Source organism: Desulfovibrio inopinatus DSM 10711 (genome assembly GCF_000429305.1).
In the GTDB taxonomy this organism is placed as follows: domain Bacteria; phylum Desulfobacterota; class Desulfovibrionia; order Desulfovibrionales; family Desulfovibrionaceae; genus Alteridesulfovibrio; species Alteridesulfovibrio inopinatus.
Map to the genome: position 1 here is coordinate 15,047 of NZ_AUBP01000031.1, position 18,058 is coordinate 33,104.

12 protein-coding genes are annotated in these 18,058 nt (G+C 49.2%); 9 read left to right on the forward strand and 3 right to left on the reverse strand.

What is annotated here, in order from left to right; all coding sequences use genetic code 11:
- The first annotated feature begins 87 nt into the window (after positions 1-87).
- The gene (locus G451_RS0118165; protein ID WP_027185369.1) at positions 88-1,842 is read left to right on the forward strand and encodes a hypothetical protein; all 1,755 of its coding nucleotides are present in this window, start codon (positions 88-90) and stop codon (positions 1,840-1,842) included.
- A 221-nt stretch (positions 1,843-2,063) separates the two neighbouring features.
- Here G451_RS0118165 and G451_RS0118170 read toward each other — a convergent pair whose 3' ends face one another.
- Together G451_RS0118170 and G451_RS0118175 are read right to left on the reverse strand one after the other, a co-directional pair.
- Complete coding sequence (locus G451_RS0118170) at positions 2,064-2,522, reverse strand: Lcl C-terminal domain-containing protein (protein ID WP_027185370.1); 459 nt, start codon at positions 2,520-2,522, stop codon at positions 2,064-2,066.
- 45 nt (positions 2,523-2,567) lie between these two features.
- Positions 2,568-5,408: an Lcl domain-containing protein gene (locus G451_RS0118175; protein WP_027185371.1), complete on the reverse strand. Its 2,841-nt coding sequence runs from the start codon at positions 5,406-5,408 to the stop codon at positions 2,568-2,570.
- A gap of 691 nt (positions 5,409-6,099) precedes the next feature.
- On the opposite strand from G451_RS0118175, the gene G451_RS0118180 reads away from it, so the two are divergent.
- A complete protein-coding gene (locus G451_RS0118180) occupies positions 6,100-6,951 on the forward strand; it encodes a class I SAM-dependent methyltransferase (RefSeq protein ID WP_027185372.1) in 852 nt (283 codons plus the stop codon).
- A 109-nt stretch (positions 6,952-7,060) separates the two neighbouring features.
- Here the strand turns inward: G451_RS0118180 and G451_RS33755 are convergent, their stop codons facing one another.
- Positions 7,061-7,630 (reverse strand): DsbA family oxidoreductase, encoded by a 570-nt coding sequence (locus G451_RS33755; RefSeq protein ID WP_084448642.1) that lies wholly within the window; start codon positions 7,628-7,630, stop codon positions 7,061-7,063.
- Between the two features lie 558 nt (positions 7,631-8,188).
- Between G451_RS33755 and G451_RS0118195 the strand changes: the two genes are divergently transcribed.
- The 7 genes from G451_RS0118195 to G451_RS30275 all read left to right on the forward strand — a co-directional run bounded on the left by G451_RS0118195 (position 8,189) and on the right by G451_RS30275 (position 17,956).
- Positions 8,189-10,741, forward strand: coding sequence for a hypothetical protein (locus G451_RS0118195; protein ID WP_027185375.1), 2,553 nt, complete (start codon positions 8,189-8,191; stop codon positions 10,739-10,741).
- A 2-nt stretch (positions 10,742-10,743) separates the two neighbouring features.
- Positions 10,744-11,208, forward strand: coding sequence for a hypothetical protein (locus tag G451_RS0118200; protein ID WP_156921707.1), 465 nt, complete (start codon positions 10,744-10,746; stop codon positions 11,206-11,208).
- 351 nt (positions 11,209-11,559) lie between these two features.
- Positions 11,560-14,604 carry a formate dehydrogenase-N subunit alpha gene (gene fdnG, locus G451_RS0118215; RefSeq protein ID WP_156921708.1) on the forward strand — a complete coding sequence of 1,015 codons (3,045 nt, stop codon included), beginning with the start codon at positions 11,560-11,562 and terminating at the stop codon, positions 14,602-14,604.
- A gap of 55 nt (positions 14,605-14,659) precedes the next feature.
- Positions 14,660-15,406: a 4Fe-4S dicluster domain-containing protein gene (locus tag G451_RS0118220; RefSeq protein WP_027185379.1), complete on the forward strand. Its 747-nt coding sequence runs from the start codon at positions 14,660-14,662 to the stop codon at positions 15,404-15,406.
- A 162-nt stretch (positions 15,407-15,568) separates the two neighbouring features.
- Positions 15,569-16,492, forward strand: coding sequence for a formate dehydrogenase accessory protein FdhE (locus G451_RS33055; RefSeq protein WP_051261655.1), 924 nt, complete (start codon positions 15,569-15,571; stop codon positions 16,490-16,492).
- A gap of 16 nt (positions 16,493-16,508) precedes the next feature.
- The gene (gene fdhD / locus G451_RS30270) at positions 16,509-17,291 is read left to right on the forward strand and encodes a formate dehydrogenase accessory sulfurtransferase FdhD (protein ID WP_051261656.1); all 783 of its coding nucleotides are present in this window, start codon (positions 16,509-16,511) and stop codon (positions 17,289-17,291) included.
- A gap of 233 nt (positions 17,292-17,524) precedes the next feature.
- On the forward strand, positions 17,525-17,956 hold the full coding sequence (locus G451_RS30275; protein WP_084448643.1) for a winged helix-turn-helix domain-containing protein: 432 nt from the start codon (positions 17,525-17,527) through the stop codon (positions 17,954-17,956).
- The last annotated feature ends 102 nt before the right edge of the window (positions 17,957-18,058 follow it).

Sequence of the window (18,058 nt, forward strand, 5' to 3'; positions counted from 1 at the left end):
TTATAACCAAATTGAGCGATTTTTGACTGTTGTACTGGGTTTTCATAATTTAATTCAATCATACTTCTCGTATAGAAGGATAAAGTCATGACAACGACTATCTCTTCTTCCGTCAACCACATTCTTACCAGCTCTTCTTCTCTGCAAACAGATTTCCAAGACGTTGAAAACGTTTCACAGCAAGATCAGAACAATACAAAAAGTTCTGAGGATACAGTTTCTATTTCAAAAAAAGGCCGTGCGCTTCAAACCAAAAGCACGGGATTGAAAAATACAAATGCAGTGGAACGATGGGCAAGACTCTTTGGGTTTGTCGAGGGAGAACATTCTTTAGATAATGGTGGTTCGCAGGTTATATCAATAGAAGGAAGCGGGGTTGAAATACAAGAATATGATAAGGATGGAAGATTAGTAAAAAAAATACATGGCGCTTTAGATGGAGATAGAGCTGTTCTTGACACGGAGATTTATGGTCTTGATCGGAATATTTCACAGACAATACATGTCGAAGTCTCCGGTTTGCACGATGCATTGTATAGTGAAACAACGGCAAAAATTTCGAGAACGGTCTCCTGGTATGATGAGGCGGGAGAGGTCAGTCGACAAATGCGTGATTCCATAGAATTGGAAACAACGTACTCCAAACGAGCCGAAGGGGATCACACCAATGTAGCGTCGTCGTCAATAACGAAGTCAGCGTTGCAGATGGATTCTCTTTTTGATTTAGGAAAAGTAAAACAAAATGTAAGTCTTGAGGATTTATCTGGAACGATTACAAACGATACACAAAATGTTAACTATTCTGTGGAGATTCAAGATTATGTTAATGGACAATTGCGTCAAGAACTAAAAATGGGGCAAGATCTGAGTTTTCATATAACAACGAATAGATCTTCAACGGCATATGAAGGCCAAGATCCGCATACATCATCTCAACACAGTTCTTCTTCAAGCAATTCTCATGCTTCATTAACAAACTATGATGAAGATGGAAAAATAGTGAGTTCGATGCGTTTTAATAATGGAGATGGCACACGTGAATCTCCATCAGACATTGAAATATCGTTGTATGAAGATGGAGTTATTGCATATCACGGGAGTGGTTACTTTTCATCGTCAGAGAGTATCATGCAAGAAGCAAGTGATACTATGTCTTTCTTCCAAACGTTTCATATCGATCAAGAATCGTACGCAGACACGACGCCTCTCGCAGCATCAGAAATTTTATCCGGTATGGCGTATGAGGCATCAACAGAAGATACATTCTTTGAAGATACGCTAGGAAAAAATGTACTGAAATCAATCGAAAAGAAGGTTGATATGTTGAAATCTGTTGATGAAATAGCTTCAGAAGATGCCATCTATGATTTTGCTTGGACTGAAGAAGGCTACAAAAATGGTGAACTTCTGTATCGTCAGGAAGATACAGCCTCTTCACGATTGGAATCCATCGAAGGAAGTCAAGGAACAAGTACCGGAGGAGACTATGATTTTACTGTTGGAGGAAGACTGACGAAAGAAGATAAAACCGTACTTTTACACGAGTCAAGTCATCACTATGAGACATACGAGAACAATATTCTCAAGTCTGATGTGAAAATTACAGGAAGTGAATATGTAAAGGAAAATGAAGATGGTTCGTATGAACTTCGATCAAAATTGCAGACTGAACGACGCGATGGCGTTTTGAATAGACAACACAACGACCAAGATGTGGCTGGACCTCTGGAAGAGGTGGACGGTTTATTTCACAATGTCGAGGATGATATTTCTGGTCAACTTCAGGTGCTTTTGGATGGACTTACAAATACCATTACAAATCTTACATCCGTTAAAGAATGATTGCTAAAAAACGGAAACAAACCAAATATGATCTGTTGTGTTGTTGAAAAATGTTGACACAAAGCATACTCCCTATACTGAAATTGATCATAACTTGGGTTCTCTTCTAGAATTCGCATTATAAAATTGATATTTCAAACCACAACACACCGGCTGACTTCATACATGTCAGCCGGTGTGTTGTGGTGTTTCCAGTTATGCAGGCAATGTATGCAAATGCATTATTGTGTAGAACGAACACAACGGACGTAGAGTTGTGATGTTTTGTTGCTTGAGCTCAATCGGCCGTCATAAAAGTTGACAATGTAAGCCGACGAAACGTCGCCTCCATTTTTTCGTACGGTTGTACTTGACCAGTATGAGCTGTTTTTACCCTGAAAAAAGTAGTGTGCTGCCGGTGCCTCTCGTTCTTGGTTTACGAGTGAGGCAAGTTCTTTAATGTTGGGGAGTCTCCACGTGGATTCCCCCCCGAGCGTCAAGTTTTCGCAATAGTCGAGCGCTTCTTCCCAAGTCCGCTTGTATTCGTCGTTCGACTGCATCCACGTCAGTTGCGTTGTCGTGTCGACAACTTCATCGTCCATAAGCAGATATTCGGCATACGTTGTTGAGTGTATTCCAAGTGCAAGGAAAAGGGTGAGACATGCCAACAGTCCAAAGTGTCGTTGAAATGAAGCCTTCATTGTTGAATTCCTTGTATTGAATGCCGTGTGTTTGTTTTATTTATATTACCGGACACAACGGATACGATAATAGCTTGTCTTACTGGTGTGGTGTTGATCCAACGTTGCGTTGAAACCAATTTTCCAGGCAAGCGAATCATCTGACGCCACGCTGTTGGACGTCCAGTACCATCCCGTCGTAAAGTAAAAGTACGGAGGAACGGGTGGTGAATACCGCGAAAAATCGGCGAGATTGATGAACTCGTTCGTTGTGGGTAACCGCCAATCGGAAAAGCCACCAAGCGTCAGCGCATCGCAATATTCCACGGCTTCATACCATGTATGTCCTTCGCCATCATCGTCTTGCGCCCACACGAGTCCGGTGATGTTGTCGGTGACGGTGCCGTCGCCGTTGTCGGTAAACGACTGCTGTTGAGCAACCGGATTGTATTGCGCATCCTGTCCATAGAATGCTTCTCCTTGGGATGGGCAGGAAATTTGCGAATCTCCATTATAACACTTGGTCACACCGGTATCAGGCAATACACCGGATGCTTCCTGTTTTGTCTCTTGCGACACCTCAACAGATTTGCCGGCAGCCGTTATGCTCCCTGACCTGTCCTGGTCCGTTTCATTGGTCGACGCCGTTATGGAGAGGGTTGCACTGCCTTGCCCGGCCGACGCGGAAACCGAGAGCCAACTCAATGCGCTTGTCACCGTCCAGGAGCACTCGGATTGCGTCGATATGGTGAATTGTTTGGTGCCGCCAATCCCAGGAAACGTCACTTTCAAGGGAGAGACTTCATAGGAGCACGTGCTTTCTTCGGCTCCATTTTGGGATATATTGATTGTTTTTCCTGCAACCGCGGCGATGGCATTACGTGGTTCTGTAGACGTGTTTTGTGTAGCCTGAATCGTCACGGACCCGCTTTGATTGCCGTTTGTTCCTGTTATGGAAAGCCAATCTTCATTGACCGACGCATCCCAAGAGCAGCCTGTTGTTGTGGCGACGGTGAGTGTTTCACTTCCACCGGATGCACCAAAGAAAAGTGAAGCAGGAGACACCGCATACGAGCATGTCGTTCCGGACGAGAACTCGAAATGTTTATCATATCCAAGTGTTCCCGATGCTAAATACCAATGCCACTTGTCTTGTATGTTTGATGACGTTGATACGGTATATCCAACATCATTAGAAAGCGGGCTGTAATCGCTGCCGAGTATGCCGCCTTCTCCTGTATTGGGAACAAGGTGGATGGTTTGGAGGAACCAGACAGGAATATATGGTACGTCGTTATTGGAAGCATCGGTCAAAGAGAGCAGGCTTTCCACAGACGATTGATCCATATATTTCGAGAAGTAGATCCCTTGAGAATACGGGCTCTCGACATAGTATTGCATGACAAGTGGATCATATCCTGTGTCCGCCGCAGGAACCTGAGGCGAAAGGATTTCGATATCTTTGACATTGGCAGCTTCTTCCGTAGCGGAAGCAACGGGAGTCAGCGTAAGAAATTCCGATTCAGGACGACCGGCTTTCAATTGTAATGTATCGATGACGCCGGAAACCATCGTTGCCGACGATGCGGCCTTGTCCCTGGCGGTGAAATAGAGCTTGTCTCCGCCACCATCCTGTTTCCAGGCATAGATTTCGTACCGCCTTTCAGCAAGCAACGTCACGGTGTTGCCATTCGTCAGGCCCATAACGTTGATGACGTCGCGCGTACCAAGACCGTCGTTGCCATCGATTTGCGCAACATAATACAAATACCCCTTGGACATTTGCACCGGGGTGTCATTGAAAGAAAATGACGATTGTGAGCCGGCGTCGACATCATGCAGTACAGTGGAACTATACGGCAGGACTTCATAAACATTCAGGTGCGTACCGGAGCTCTGGACGCCATAGAGCTTGCCGTCGTCACCACGGCTGATCCATGGGGTCGTGTTTGGGAAGCCGGCCCGAATCACGCCTCCCTCGTCCAGTGAGCGCAGAAAAATCAACTGCTCACCGGCCTTGAAGAAAATGGTGCTCGAATCATCTTGATCCAGGGAGTCAACGGCCTCGTTGGTCAGGTCTATGTTGTTGACGCTTTCTTTCCATAACCAGAGCTTTGTGGAATCAAGACTATTGCTCGCCTGATAGACGATTTCACCCGAAGGCATGACCAGAAAAAAATCGATGGTTTGGGCATCGTCGGTGAGTTTGGTCACGGTTTCATTGGCAATGCGATACACCCCACCCGAGGTGGCGTTGTCGACAACGCCGTCTTGCACGGCATAGCCATTGAAAAATATGTTTCCAGCCTGATCGAATTGGACTGGCTTTTTTCCTCCCTGGACTTTTGTATAATAGTCGTCGGGAAGCGTTGCCACCACATAGCCTGGGGCAACCGCTGTCCAGTCATCAGTGGAAATGTTGGCTTTTATGAGACCGGACCCGATGGTTTGGATAATGGATAAAGTCTCGGTGTCTGTATAATCGAGCGCGATATACAGATATTCCCCCTGCGGTCCCAGAACGGTGAAGAGTGCTTTGACGTTGCCATCGGGAGCCGACAGGGCAATTTGCGTGGTGCCGTCAGACGAGACTTGAAACAGGTTGGAGCCGGTACCTGTTGATGATGTGCGGGTGCGCTGTTGTTCAGAGGTTACTGTATAGCGGAGCGGAACGTTGGAAGAACGGGTTGTTGTTGCGGGAATAACAGTCTGGTCGAGGGTATAGAGTTGTGTTGCTCCTTGAAGATGAACCTGAAGGGAATCCGATGACTTTCTGATGTGCGAGAGTATTGTCGGAATAAGATCCAAAATGACATCGTCATCCGATTCCGCGGCATTTCCCGGTGAGGAGACCAAAAAAAATATGGAGAGGAAGACGATACTCACCACCAAACTACCTTTTCGCATACATACCTCCGTTACAGATGAAACCCGTAGCGTTTCATGTTTGGTGCGTTATTGAGCCTTGCCTGCACTCTACAAATATTTCATCGAGTTTGGCGTGCGACTCGCGATTTTGTGGATTACGCTTTGGAAATAAAAATTCGTTGTTTCCCCTTGTACATTCCCCTGTGGCGATGGTTCTTCTGTGAATCTGTTAAAGATGTTGCATCGATATCGCAACATTTCCATTGTTTTTTGTGCGACACGTGATTGTTTCATGAAGGAACGAATACAGTTTGCATGGAACAACGCAGTCCATGAGGCAAAAAATATGCCTGGAATCCCGACAACATCGCGTCAGTGATTCTTTTTTTGGAGGAAAGAATCTGTCAGCGGAATAGGGTGAAGCGTATGCTTCGTAATGGTCAGGAAGGAAGTGTGATTGCTCTGTCGTTGAAATGAAGCCGTATATCATTTCCAAGAAGCTGAAGACGAGAGTGGTACATCGTCGGGCCTGAATGCAAATACTGCCTAAAATACGTTTTTTCCATTAAGCATGCTCTCATTGTATCAATGCAATTTTCAAAACTCAAGAAGTTAATTGTCTGATTTTGTTGTATAAAACTTGACGACAGGACTGTGTCGTGTCATATGTATTCAATTGGTCGAGTATTCTTTCTGATGTTGTAGAGACTGACCAGAGAGGGGGAGTTTTATGAGAAAAAACAATTTCAGTATAACGGCATATCACACTGCTTTGATGCGTGCAGCACATCAGCTTCTTGATACGCCAAAGATATTTGATGATCCTTTGGCTTTGCGTATCATAGGGAGTCAAGCGGCGTCTGATATCCGTGTTCAAAGAAAGTATAAATTACGAATGGAGAAGTATATTCGGGCTCTTGTTGTCGCACGAAGTGAATTTGTAGAGCATGAACTTGCTCAAGCGATACAGCGCGGTTGTCGTCAATATGTTCTTCTTGGTGCAGGGCTTGACACCTTTGCCTATCGAAATCCGTATGCTGTAGACGGATTGCAGGTCTATGAGCTTGATCATCCCGCCACACAAAAATGGAAACGCCAGCGGCTCAAAGAAGCGAACATCACGCTTCCGGAATCTGTATCCTTCATTCCTGCGGAATTTGACCACCAATCCTTGCCATCTCTGCTCAAAGAAGCCGGAGTCAAAACAAATGAACCGACGTTCTATTCGTGTCTTGGCGTCTCAATGTATCTCACCAAAGAGATGATGATGAGCATGATGAACGATCTCTTTGCATGCAGTGCCCCAGGGAGTGTCATCGTGTTCGACTACATGATCCCTCCCCCTTGGCGCAATATACTGCGCTCGATGGTTTTTCTCCTGTTGTCGCTTGGAGTGCGCAGACTGGGAGAGCCCTGGCGAGGCTTTTTTCGCCCCAGTACATTGAAAAACGATTTGCAAGCAATCGGATTTACAAACGTTGAAGGCTATTCTCCCGAAGACATCAACGCCATGTATTTCAGCAATCGAACAGATGGTCTGCGAGCTGGGCAATTTGGGTATTTGATGAAGGTTGTGGTGTAGGGTGGGGAAGACTCTCTGAGTTTTTTCAAATTTTAATTATTAGCATAACAAAGGCGCCTCCCACCCCGGGACACGCCTCTTCTTCAATTTCCCTTCAATACTCCCCACCTCATCCCAATATCTCCAAGCCTTTTCCCATGGCTTTATCCAATGCGGCTTTGAAGATTTCTATGCCTACGGCACCGACGATGCGGGGTTGATCTTCGATGAAAAATGTCGGGGCGGCGGTGATGTTTTTGTCTCGGGTTTCTTTGGCTGCTTCAATCAGGCGGGATTCATAGTCGCCGTGGGTGAGGGCGCGTTCGAGAGCGCTGCTGTCGAACCCGATCTTGTGGGCGACGTCGAGGATGACGCCCATGTCACCAATGTTGCGACATTCTGTAAAGCAGGCGTGGAAGAGACCTTCGTGCATGGCATCGTGTTGCCCGTGGTCGCGGGCAAACTCTCCGGCGGCAAGGGCCAGGTGCGAGTTGGACAGTATGGTCCAGTGTCCGAAGGTGATGCGGAATGGTGCGCATCGTTTATTGAAGGATACGACCGCCTCGTCGATATCCCAGCCGGGGAAGCGATCTTTTATGGCAACACCGCTGAGTGGGGTTTCAGGGTGGACTTCAAAGGGAAGCCATGTATCAGCAATGGGGTAGGATTCTTTCAATTTTTCGACAAGACCTTTGCCGATATAGCAAAATGGTCAAATGTAGTCGGAATAAATGGTCATTTTGATTGGATGCATACGGCAATCTCGTGTGGTTGAGGTGGAGGAGGGTTTTCGTCTTCTTCAGCATCATGCCAATGGGGAGAATGCTGGTCAAGCGAAGAGAGCTTTCTCTTCCTTTTTCACGCGAGTTTATTGCATTCATAATTATGAGCGTATGTTGCGTTTATGGATTCATTTGAGTGTAGATTGGGGGACTTGCTGGAATTGCTTTGTTGATTTGTATCGCTCACGTTGTATGTGTTGTTATTTTTGGTGTGTCGCCACCTCATGCATACTCAATCGTAGAGAATGATTGTGTTCTTCTTTTTTTAGAAAAAATGATTATGTAAAATGTAGTTTTGTTGTGTTGATGTTGAGCCTGTTTGGTTACGCTCTTTATGCTAATTATGTGGATTTTTTTGTTTAAATTGTTTACTCTTCGGTGTGGTGCTCATTTGGCAATAAATTTACATATATAGCAAGTGTGTCGTTGAAAAATACTTTCGTTAACTGAATTGTACAAGAGCATGGAGGTTTGTAATGCGAAAGCTATTGATATCTACGCTTGTATTCGTATTTTGTATTCTCTCGCTGCATTCAGTCTACGCAGCCAATGATGACGATGATATTTTCGTCTTAATCGTTGGAGCTGTTACAGCACAACAAACAGTACCGTATGTTGTCGTCAAAGACATTGAAAACAATTGGCTGGAAACGACGGCAACATCAGTTGTACTTTCTGGGTATTATTCGGGGAGCACTTCGCTGACGTGGAGGAATACGACGAATAATACGTCGGGGAGTGTCGTTGGGACGTATGAATTTAGTACGGCATCGATTCAACTTGCCTTGGGTGATAATACAATTCAATTTCTTAATGGCTCAAAAGTCCTGACAACCATCACTGTCACCAGAAGCCCTACGGGCGTTGATATTAACAGTCTACCGACCTTCAATCCTGGGCAAATTGAAACAGACACCTCGACCACAGTGTACTGTACTCTCGGTGTAGATATACAACCAGGTCGAACCTATACTGTTATATTATACAACTCCGATGCAGATGGTCACTTAGGGACTCAAGCAGCGACCATGCTTGATGATGGCGATTTCCAGGGAGCAAGTGGTGACGATATCCTCAATGATGGAGTGTTTACGGCCAAGCTGGTGCTTTCCCCAACGGAGGAAGGTTTTCAGTATTATCGAGCCGCTGTCACAACGGACTTGAACGATACGGCGCAATCATCGCTTGGATTGTTGGAAGTCTATGCTGCGCCATCGCAGGAACATATCACGCAGGCGGAAACAGTCAGTACCGATATCAACAGCTTTTGGAACAACATTGCACCGGTATCCTCCATGTATCGGTCAAAATCCGCATATCTGCGTGCAGTCAATGACGCGCAGGATTCTCTTGTTTCTCACATTTCTTCCATGAGCAATGCGATTTTTGCCACCAAGGGGGAAAATGCGGTCGTCTTTGCCTTCAAGGACGTTCCATTTCTCATGATGCAGAAAACGATTTTTGATCTCTCACAATGGGAATCCAGTCTTGACGATGGTGTCCCGGCGGTGCCGGAGGGGGCCGTCGTGGTGGGACCACCGGTTGATGCGACGACAACGAGTCTCGATCGGTCGGGCGGTGTGCCACAAGTCGTGGCTGGTGCCAAGTATCCCACGTTTCTTCCCTCGGGAAAACGGACAACACGTGCTACCGCTGACGAAAACATCATCAAAAACAAGAGTGCGCTCTTTCTTGATCCGTATTACTGGCAGCATGTGCATAGCACGAAGATGAATGATGCCAACGGCCCATGGCCGGTTATTACCGGTTCGGAAAAGCCAAAGTTGACGTCGACAACCGTCCTCAACGGTTCCGATGCCTCCGCGAATGTCGATCCGAAACGCACAACGCTTGAAATTCTCGATGCGTTCAAGACGTGGTCGCAGTATGGAACGGTTATATTGCATACGCATGGAGCATATTGGAGCTTCCACACACCGAGCTGGTTGACCGAGTTGAAAAATGTAGTCGCAAGCCTTACTGACCCGACGGTCAAAGCCGCGTGGCAAACTATTGTGAATAACATTGAAAACTCCATGATGAGTTGGAACGGTAAAATGGTGCTGTTGACCACTGGAACCTATGTCGGCACCAGTTTTGTGGATATCGTGGATCACACGTATGTTTCGGACATTGTTACGGGGCGAATTGTTGTGGCGACGGATGGTGAAATGTTGGTCACGCCGTGGTTTATCGATAAGTACAACGACAATTTTCCGAACTCGTTGATCTGGCTCGGAGCCTGTCATAGTTTGCAAAACGATACGCTCGGCTCGGTGCTGCGCAAGGATGGTGCCGGGGCACTCTTCGGATTTGACGAATCGGTGTATCGCTCCTGGAACGTGTCGCGCGCCGGGGTGGTGCTGTCCACGATGCTCAAAGACAAGAAGACCGCGCAGGAAGGGTTTGATAAGGCGATTGAAAACGGTAACAATGATGGTGATGGTACAAAGCTTGTCTTATCGGGTAATGGGAAGCTGAAGTATGACAACAGCTTGCAAAATCCCGACTTTGAAGATCCTGACGGTGCGGGAAGCCTCCAGTCGTGGACGAAGAGTGGAGACGCTCGAGCCATCAAGGCCATGCAGGACGATGTTCCTACGAGCGGCAAAACGATGGCCATTATCTCGTCTGGTCTTGGTCGAACCACTTCCTACGGGTCGTTCTCGCAGAGTTTCACCGTACCCGCCGGGGCAACGAACATGACGTTCTCGTGGAACTTCTATTCGGCCGAGTTCAATGACTACTGCAACAAGGGGTATGACGATACATTCCGCGTGCTCATCAATGAAGCCGAAGTGTTCCGTACATCGGTCGATTCGTTGTGTGGTACAGGCTTGATCGAGGTGGAAGACATCGACGAAAAGGGCGATTGCTTCAAGAGCGGATGGCGTGGGGCCACGGTGGACATGTCGGGATACGCCGATAAGGACGTGGATATGCGTTTTGAAGTCCAAGATAAGGGCGACACGATCTACGATACCGCCGTACTGGTGGATAATATCGTTATCAATACCGCGACGCAGTAAGTATGAGGAGAAAACGTGCAACAATCATCGCGTGGCTGGTGGCCGTCATGATGGCGGCCACCGCCTGTGCAGGCGAGATGGATTCGGCAACGCAGGTTCGGTTCTGTTTAGATGGACACCTGCGGACATGCAACGCATCGCAGGGAGGAGCGTTGCTGGTGAATATCCTCGCTCGGGCCAGTGAAATCTTTGATGGTCTGTATTCACCGGATGACGTTGCGGAGCTGAAAGCAACCCATCCGTGGGCCGAAGCGGAATGGAATACGCCAATTACCATACAGCCCATGGCTCTTCGCGCCGATATTGCCGTGTCTCGGATACTAATTGTCATAAAAGATTCTCGTCCCCGCTGGATTTTTTTCGGTGGAGATACGTATGACATGCGCACGGTGTTGAGTGCTCCAGACGTGTCTTCGGACATTCTGAGCCGGTTAACAACGTTGTGTTCCGAGACGGCGTCACCGTAAGAGGACAACAGTAAAGGAAAGACTTTTATCAGCTGAAGACGATCGTTTTTTTTGAGAACGTTGAACAGAAATCGACCACGTTGCCATGTGTTGGCAGCGTGGTCGTCTTGTTTGGAATCGTAAAAATATAATTGACTGGAAAATCAAAGTGTACGGCACGAAAAGGCTGTTTTTTGTAAAATGTTTTTTTTAACATGTTGAAATTGTTGGAACTCCTGTTACGCTATGCCCAATATCCTCAACGTGGCGGGTTTCTTTGGGAAGCCGGCGTGCCGCGTTGCGATGAATCGGAAATGGAGCGTGCCGCCATAAGGCCGGGGCGCGGCATCAGCGAATGGAGGATGCAGAACTATGAGTTGGAATCGAAGAGATTTCCTCAAAATGACAGGGGTGAGTGTGGCGGGCCTTGGCCTGACGCAGCTCGGATTCAACCTGTCGCCGGTGGAAGCATATGCTGCCGGTCTCAAAATTGAGGGGGCCAAAGAGCTGGTCACGGTGTGTCCGTTTTGTTCCGTGAGCTGCCACATTATGGCCTATGTGAAGGACGGGAAGCTTGTCAGCACGGAAGGTGATCCCGATTACCCCATCAACCAAGGTTCGCTGTGTGCCAAGGGCGCGGCTATGCTGTCGATGACACGCAACGAACACCGCCTGAAAAAGCCTCTGTATCGGGCGCCGTTCTCCGATAAATGGGAAGAAAAATCTTGGGAATGGTCTCTTGAAGAAATCGCCAAGCGCGTCAAGAAAACCCGCGACGAAAATCTTCTTTTGAAGAACGAGAAGGGACACACGGTAAACCGGCTCGACGAGATGTTCCTTTTGGGCACGTCGCATGCCGATAACGAAGAATGCGCTTTGGCGCATCAAGCCATGAGAAGCCTGGGCGTCGTCCACATGGACCACCAGGCCCGTATCTGACACAGCGCCACTGTTGCGGCTCTGGGAGAGTCGTTCGGACGCGGTGCGATGACGAATCACTGGATCGACATTAAGAATGCCGATGCCATCCTTATCATGGGCAGCAATGCTGCCGAACACCACCCCATTTCGTTCAAGTGGGTGCTTGACGCCAAATATAATCGGGGCGCCGTGGTTATGCACGTTGACCCGAAGTTCTCGCGAACCTCGGCTCGGTCGGATTTCCATGTGCCGTTGCGTTCCGGTACCGATATCGCCTTCCTCGGCGGTATGATCAACTACCTCATCAGCAATAACAAAATCTACGAATTCTACGTCAAAGAATACACCAATGCCTCGTTCATCGTGGGCAAGGACTATGCGTTCAAGGACGGTCTGTTCAGCGGATATAATCCCAAAACGCGTTCTTACGACAAGTCCAAATGGGCCTACGAACTCGACGAGAACGGTGTGCCTAAACAGGACAAGACTTTGAAAAATCCGCGCTGTGTCTATCAGCTCATGAAAGACCACTATGCGCGGTACACGCTTGATACCGTCTCGACGGTGACCGGTGTCTCCAAAGACAACTTGATGCGGGTCTATGAAGAGTATGCCAAGACGGGTAATGGTCAAAAAGCCGGAACCGTCATGTACGCGTTGGGTTGGACGCAGCACACGGTGGGTGTCCAGAACATCCGAAGTGCGGCCATCATTCAGTTCCTGCTCGGTAATATCGGTATCGCCGGAGGTGGTATCAACGCATTGCGCGGCGAGCCGAACGTGCAGGGATCGACCGACCATACCTTGCTCTACCACATTGTGCCCGGCTACATGGCCATGCCGCACGACGAATGGCAGACGCTGGAAGACTACAACAAGGCGAACACGCCGGTCAGCCATGATCCGCAAAGCGCGAACTGGTGGCAAAACAAACCCAAGTACTTCGTCAGTCTTCTGAAAGCCTGGTATGGTGAAAGCGGAACCCCGGAAAACGGATTTGGCTACGATTACATTCCGAAGATCGAAAAGGGGCAGGACTACTCGTACTTGCCGCTGTTCGACAAGATGTATCACGGCAAGATCAGGGGCGGGTTCATCATTGGTCTCAACCCGATGCAAAGCGTGCCGAACTCGAACAAGGTGCGCAAGGCGCTTGATAATCTTGATTGGCTTGTCACGTCGGAACTGCACCATTCCGAAACCACGGATAACTGGCACCGTCCCGGCGTTGATCCGAAGACGGTCAAGACGGAAGTCTTCCTGCTGCCGTCGGCGCACCGTATTGAAAAAGAAGGCTCGGTGACCAACTCCGGCCGCTGGTTGCTCTGGCACTATGCCGCTATTCCACCCGGCGGAGAAGCCAAGCCGTTCGGTGATATGTTTGTCGGCATCATGAACATCCTGCGCGACAAATACAAAAAGGAAGGCGGTATTCTTCCTGAAGCCGTGCTTGGTCTGGATTGGCCCGAAACGTACGTTCCGGAAGACATCACCAAAAAGATCAACGGGTTCTTTACCAAGGACACGAAGGTCGGTGACAAAACGTACAAAAAAGGACAACTCGTCCCGTCGTTTACCGCCCTGAAAGACGATGGTTCCACCATGAGCCTCAACTGGCTCTACACGGGAAGTTACACTGAAGAAGACGGCAACAAGTGTCAGCGTCGTGATACGACACAAACACCTATGCAAGCCAAAATCGGACTGTTCCCGAACTGGAGCTGGTGCTGGCCGGTCAATCGTCGCATTCTCTATAACCGTGCGTCGGTCGATCTCGACGGAAAACCGTTGAATAGCGAACAGCCCGTCATCGTCTGGAACGGGAAGAAATGGGAAGGTGACGTCCCCGATGGCGGCTGGCCGCCGTTGTCGTCGGGCAAGGGCAAGTATCCCTTCATCATGACGGTGCATGGCTTCGGCCAAGCGTTCGGACCGGGCCGCATGGACGGACCATTCCCCGAACACTACGAGCCTGTTGAAACGCCGGTAACTTCGAACCCGTTCTCCAAGCAGCTCAATAGTCCGGTGTTCAAGTTTACCGACAGTGATATGGACAAGCTCGCGAAGGCCGGTGATCCGAACTATCCCATCGTGCTCACGACCTACAGCGTTACTGAGCACTGGTGCGGTGGTGGTGAAACGCGCAATGTCCCCAACCTGCTTGAGGCTGAACCCATGTTGTATGTGGAAATGAGCCCCGAGTTAGCCAAGGAAAAAGGAATCGAGAACGGCGACGGTGTCATCGTGGAAAGCATTCGCGGCACAGTCGAGGCCATTGCCATGGTCACGGTACGCATGCGTCCGCTTCACGTCCATGGTCGAACTGTCCACGAAATTGGCATGCCTTTCTGTTTCGGATGGACGACGCCCGGATGCGGCGACGCCACCAACCGGCTCACGCCGTCGGTGGCCGACCCCAACACGACCATTCCGGAGTACAAAGCAAGCTGCGTGAACATTCGCAAAGTCGACAAGCTGACCGAGCTTGCTGGCTGACCACGTACGCTCGCGGGGGGAGCAATCCCCCCGCAGCCATCGCAAGGAGCATGATATGCCGAAATCGTTCTTGATCGATACGTCGCGTTGCACGGCTTGTCGCGGTTGCCAACTTGCTTGTAAGGAATGGCACGAACTCAAGCCCAACAAAACCACGCAATACCACTGGGGAAATCATCAAAATCCCCCAGATTTGAACCCGAACAACTATAAAGTCGTCCGTTTCAGAGACCGTATGGATGACAAGGGTGTTGTGCGCTGGAATTTCTTTCCCGACCAGTGCCGGCATTGTGTCGCGCCTCCCTGTAAAGATATGGCCGACATGGCCTTGGAAGGCGCCATTCTCAAGGATGAAAAGACGGGTGCCGTCCTTTTTACCGACAAAACCAAGGAACTCAGTGCGGAAGAGTGCGAAGCCGTTCGTGAAGCCTGTCCGTACAACATCCCTCGCCGTAACGAAGAAACCGGTGCGTTGACCAAGTGCACCATGTGTTTTGATCGCGTTCAGGCAGGGATGCTGCCTGCTTGCGTCAAAGTGTGTCCGACGGGCACCATGAATTTTGGTGATCGTGAAGATATGCTGAAACTGGCGGCGAAACGTCTGGAGATCGCGAAAAAGACCTTTCCACAGGCTATGCTCGCCGATGCTCAGGACGTGAATGTCATTTTCCTCCTCACCGACGAACCCGAGAACTATTATCAATTCAGTGTCGCACAGGCGAGCCCGAGTGACTTGGATCGGAAACGGTTCCTTGCCCACATGGTCTCCCCGTTGCGTCGGGCGTTTACACGTCTTGGATAAAATGCGCATTGTTGTGTTTGGTGAAATCGTTCCCGTCAAATAACGGGGCGGTTTCACCAAACATCGTACGATGTTGAGTTATTCGTACGTGCATTGATCTGCTAAAAATAGCATAGTCATCGTACAAGCGCAGGGTTTTTAACGAGTCGAGGAAATACGAATATGCAGCAAAATACTACTCGCCGTCTTCTTCCGGAATCTGTTCGTGTCACCATTGACCGCTATTGCGCACAACGGCCGGCGCAAAAGGACATTCTTGAGGCCTTTGCTCCGCTGCTGGAAACGCGGTCGCAGCTTGAGGCTATCTTTGTTGAAGAACCGCTCGAACTTGATATTGTCGATCAGGCACGACATGGGCAGGGTGTTCCATTGTTGAGTGACATCAATATTGATGTTCTTATGCCGTGGATATCGCGCTCGGCCGATACAATCCTCCCGGTTTTGCTGGAGATGATTCCAGATAATCGAGCAATTACAGCCATTGCCGACGCGTTGAAGGCGGGCCGTCTCGATCTGAAGACCTGCTGTCTTAGCCGAATCAGTAACGACGGAACATCATTGCAAAAACGTGCCGAAGCGGCCGGGCTTGATGCCGGTACTTTGGCGTTTGTTATCGATCAGGTGCTTGGCGCACCGGTGGGGGCGTTGGCGCAAAAAATCAATGCCATGCTTGCGGACTTCAATTGGAACGAAGGGTACTGTCCCATCTGCGGAACGCTCCCTTCCTATGGGACATTGTCCAGGCCCGAACCAACCGAACTTGATGCGCTTGTTGGCGGTGGTGGACAAAAACACTTGCATTGCGCCTTGTGCGGGAACACCTGGCGATATCGTCGCGATGCCTGTCCGGCATGTGGGAATTCGCATCCAGGCACCCGTGAAATCTATCACGCCGAAAAGGCGACTCAGGAGCGCATTGAAGTCTGTAGCAAGTGCAATTCCTATTTTCCGTGTATCGATTTACGCGAGTATGAAACAGACCCCCATGGACTTGTTGTTCCGCTCGCCCTGATGCACCTGGATTTGATCGCTGCCCAAAATCAGTTACGGCCGCTTGTTCCGGCACCCTGGAACACGTTTTCGTGACCGAAAGGGGGGCACAATGGTCAGCACAAGCAAACGCCAGATCATGCGCCACCATCGCGACATGGTGGAGCATTTCGAAGATACCTTGGCCGTAGAATGCGGCTTGAATATTGTGGTCAACGGGCGTCAGGTCGGTCGCACCATGTGTACGCCGGGTATGGACAGACAGCTTGTTCTGGGATTGCTTTATACCGAAGGGCTGATTCCACATGCGCACGTGGTCCGTGACATGCAGTTTGAATCACATGATCGTTGGGAAATGACGGCGCATGTGGTTCTTGATGAGATGCCGACATCATCTGATGAGGACATCACACACTCAACACCGCGTCATGCTGGAAAATCGGTCGATGTCCATCGCATTATGCACGCCATGCAGGTGATGGAAGCGAGCCAAGATGTTTTCCGGCGCACCGGAGCGACCCATTGTGCGGCGCTCTTTGATATCCATGGGTGTCAACTGGGGGTTGCCGAAGATATCGGACGGCATAACGCGCTGGATAAAGCCATTGGCTCGGCGTTGGAGCAGGATATTCTGGAGCAAGCCGCCATGGCTACGATTTCGTCTCGACTCAGTTATGAGCTGGTGAAAAAGGCTGTAGCCATCGGACTGACTTTTCTGTGTGGCATTTCCGTTGCCACAAGTTTGGCCATGGATGTGGCAAACGCCCACGGCATCACGCTGATCGGTCGCGTTCGCGGCGGTCGGATGAATGTCTATACGCATAAAGACCGCATTACCATGTCCAGAACGATGATTCGACGACCACGTTCTGTACTGCATTCCGTCTCCTCATAAACCGGGCGCCTCGTATTTCTGCGAGGCGTTCGCGTTTCTTTGTGTCAAAGCTTTAAATTTCATTTCAAGATTATTTGTTCCGACAGGGTACGGACGCTATCTTTTTTTGACACGGCGTTGTTGTCGAAAGCGTCTGTTCCGTCGTTTATGCAATGGAGAGTGGTGGACGCCATATCGCCGCCAAAGCTCCGATTGGGGAGTCACGATATGGTTGAGTGCAGGGGAGGAGTGCAATGGAAGATCGCCAACCGACAATTCGTATGCGTTTATGGCTTGAAGATGGGGGAATCTTCTTTGGTATGGGCCGGGTCTTGCTCCTGGATCTTATTGAGGAGCATGGTTCGCTCAAAGATGCGGCCAGCGCGTTGGGAATGTCGTATCGAGCAGCCTGGGGTAAGCTGAAAGCAACAGAAGAGGCCTTGGGAGCAAAGCTTGTCGAGACATGTGGCTCCAAGCGGAATGGATGCCGTTTGACCGAGCAGGGGCGTAGCGTTCGCGAAAAATTTCGGGAATGGTTTGCTCTGGTGGAGCAGGACGCATTACAGCATGCCAAGGAAATATTTCCGTGGGAAGTCAAAAGCTATGACGAGGCCAAGGAAGAAGAGCATGCAGCTCAAGCCGCACGGTCATTGAACACGGCTTCCCACGCTGTCTATATGAAATAGTATGGTACTCGGCGAGATGTATGTGACCGCGCCATAAGCAAATGATCACCGGGAAAACCCTGTTGTTTTCGAGAAGATCTTGTTATGTCTTTTTGGACATAT

Excerpts from the sequence above, each read along its gene's own strand:
- G451_RS0118175 (WP_027185371.1), bottom strand. The coding sequence starts at position 5,408 with ATGCGAAAAGGTAGTTTGGTGGTGAGTATCGTCTTCCTCTCCATATTT.
- G451_RS33055 (WP_051261655.1), top strand. The coding sequence starts at position 15,569 with ATGCAGCAAAATACTACTCGCCGTCTTCTTCCGGAATCTGTTCGTGTC.
- fdhD (WP_051261656.1), top strand. The coding sequence starts at position 16,509 with ATGGTCAGCACAAGCAAACGCCAGATCATGCGCCACCATCGCGACATG.
- G451_RS0118200 (WP_156921707.1), top strand. The coding sequence starts at position 10,744 with ATGAGGAGAAAACGTGCAACAATCATCGCGTGGCTGGTGGCCGTCATG.
- G451_RS0118220 (WP_027185379.1), top strand. The coding sequence starts at position 14,660 with ATGCCGAAATCGTTCTTGATCGATACGTCGCGTTGCACGGCTTGTCGC.
- G451_RS0118170 (WP_027185370.1), bottom strand. The coding sequence starts at position 2,522 with ATGAAGGCTTCATTTCAACGACACTTTGGACTGTTGGCATGTCTCACC.
- G451_RS30275 (WP_084448643.1), top strand. The coding sequence starts at position 17,525 with ATGGAAGATCGCCAACCGACAATTCGTATGCGTTTATGGCTTGAAGAT.
- G451_RS0118180 (WP_027185372.1), top strand. The coding sequence starts at position 6,100 with ATGAGAAAAAACAATTTCAGTATAACGGCATATCACACTGCTTTGATG.
- G451_RS0118195 (WP_027185375.1), top strand. The coding sequence starts at position 8,189 with ATGCGAAAGCTATTGATATCTACGCTTGTATTCGTATTTTGTATTCTC.
- G451_RS0118165 (WP_027185369.1), top strand. The coding sequence starts at position 88 with ATGACAACGACTATCTCTTCTTCCGTCAACCACATTCTTACCAGCTCT.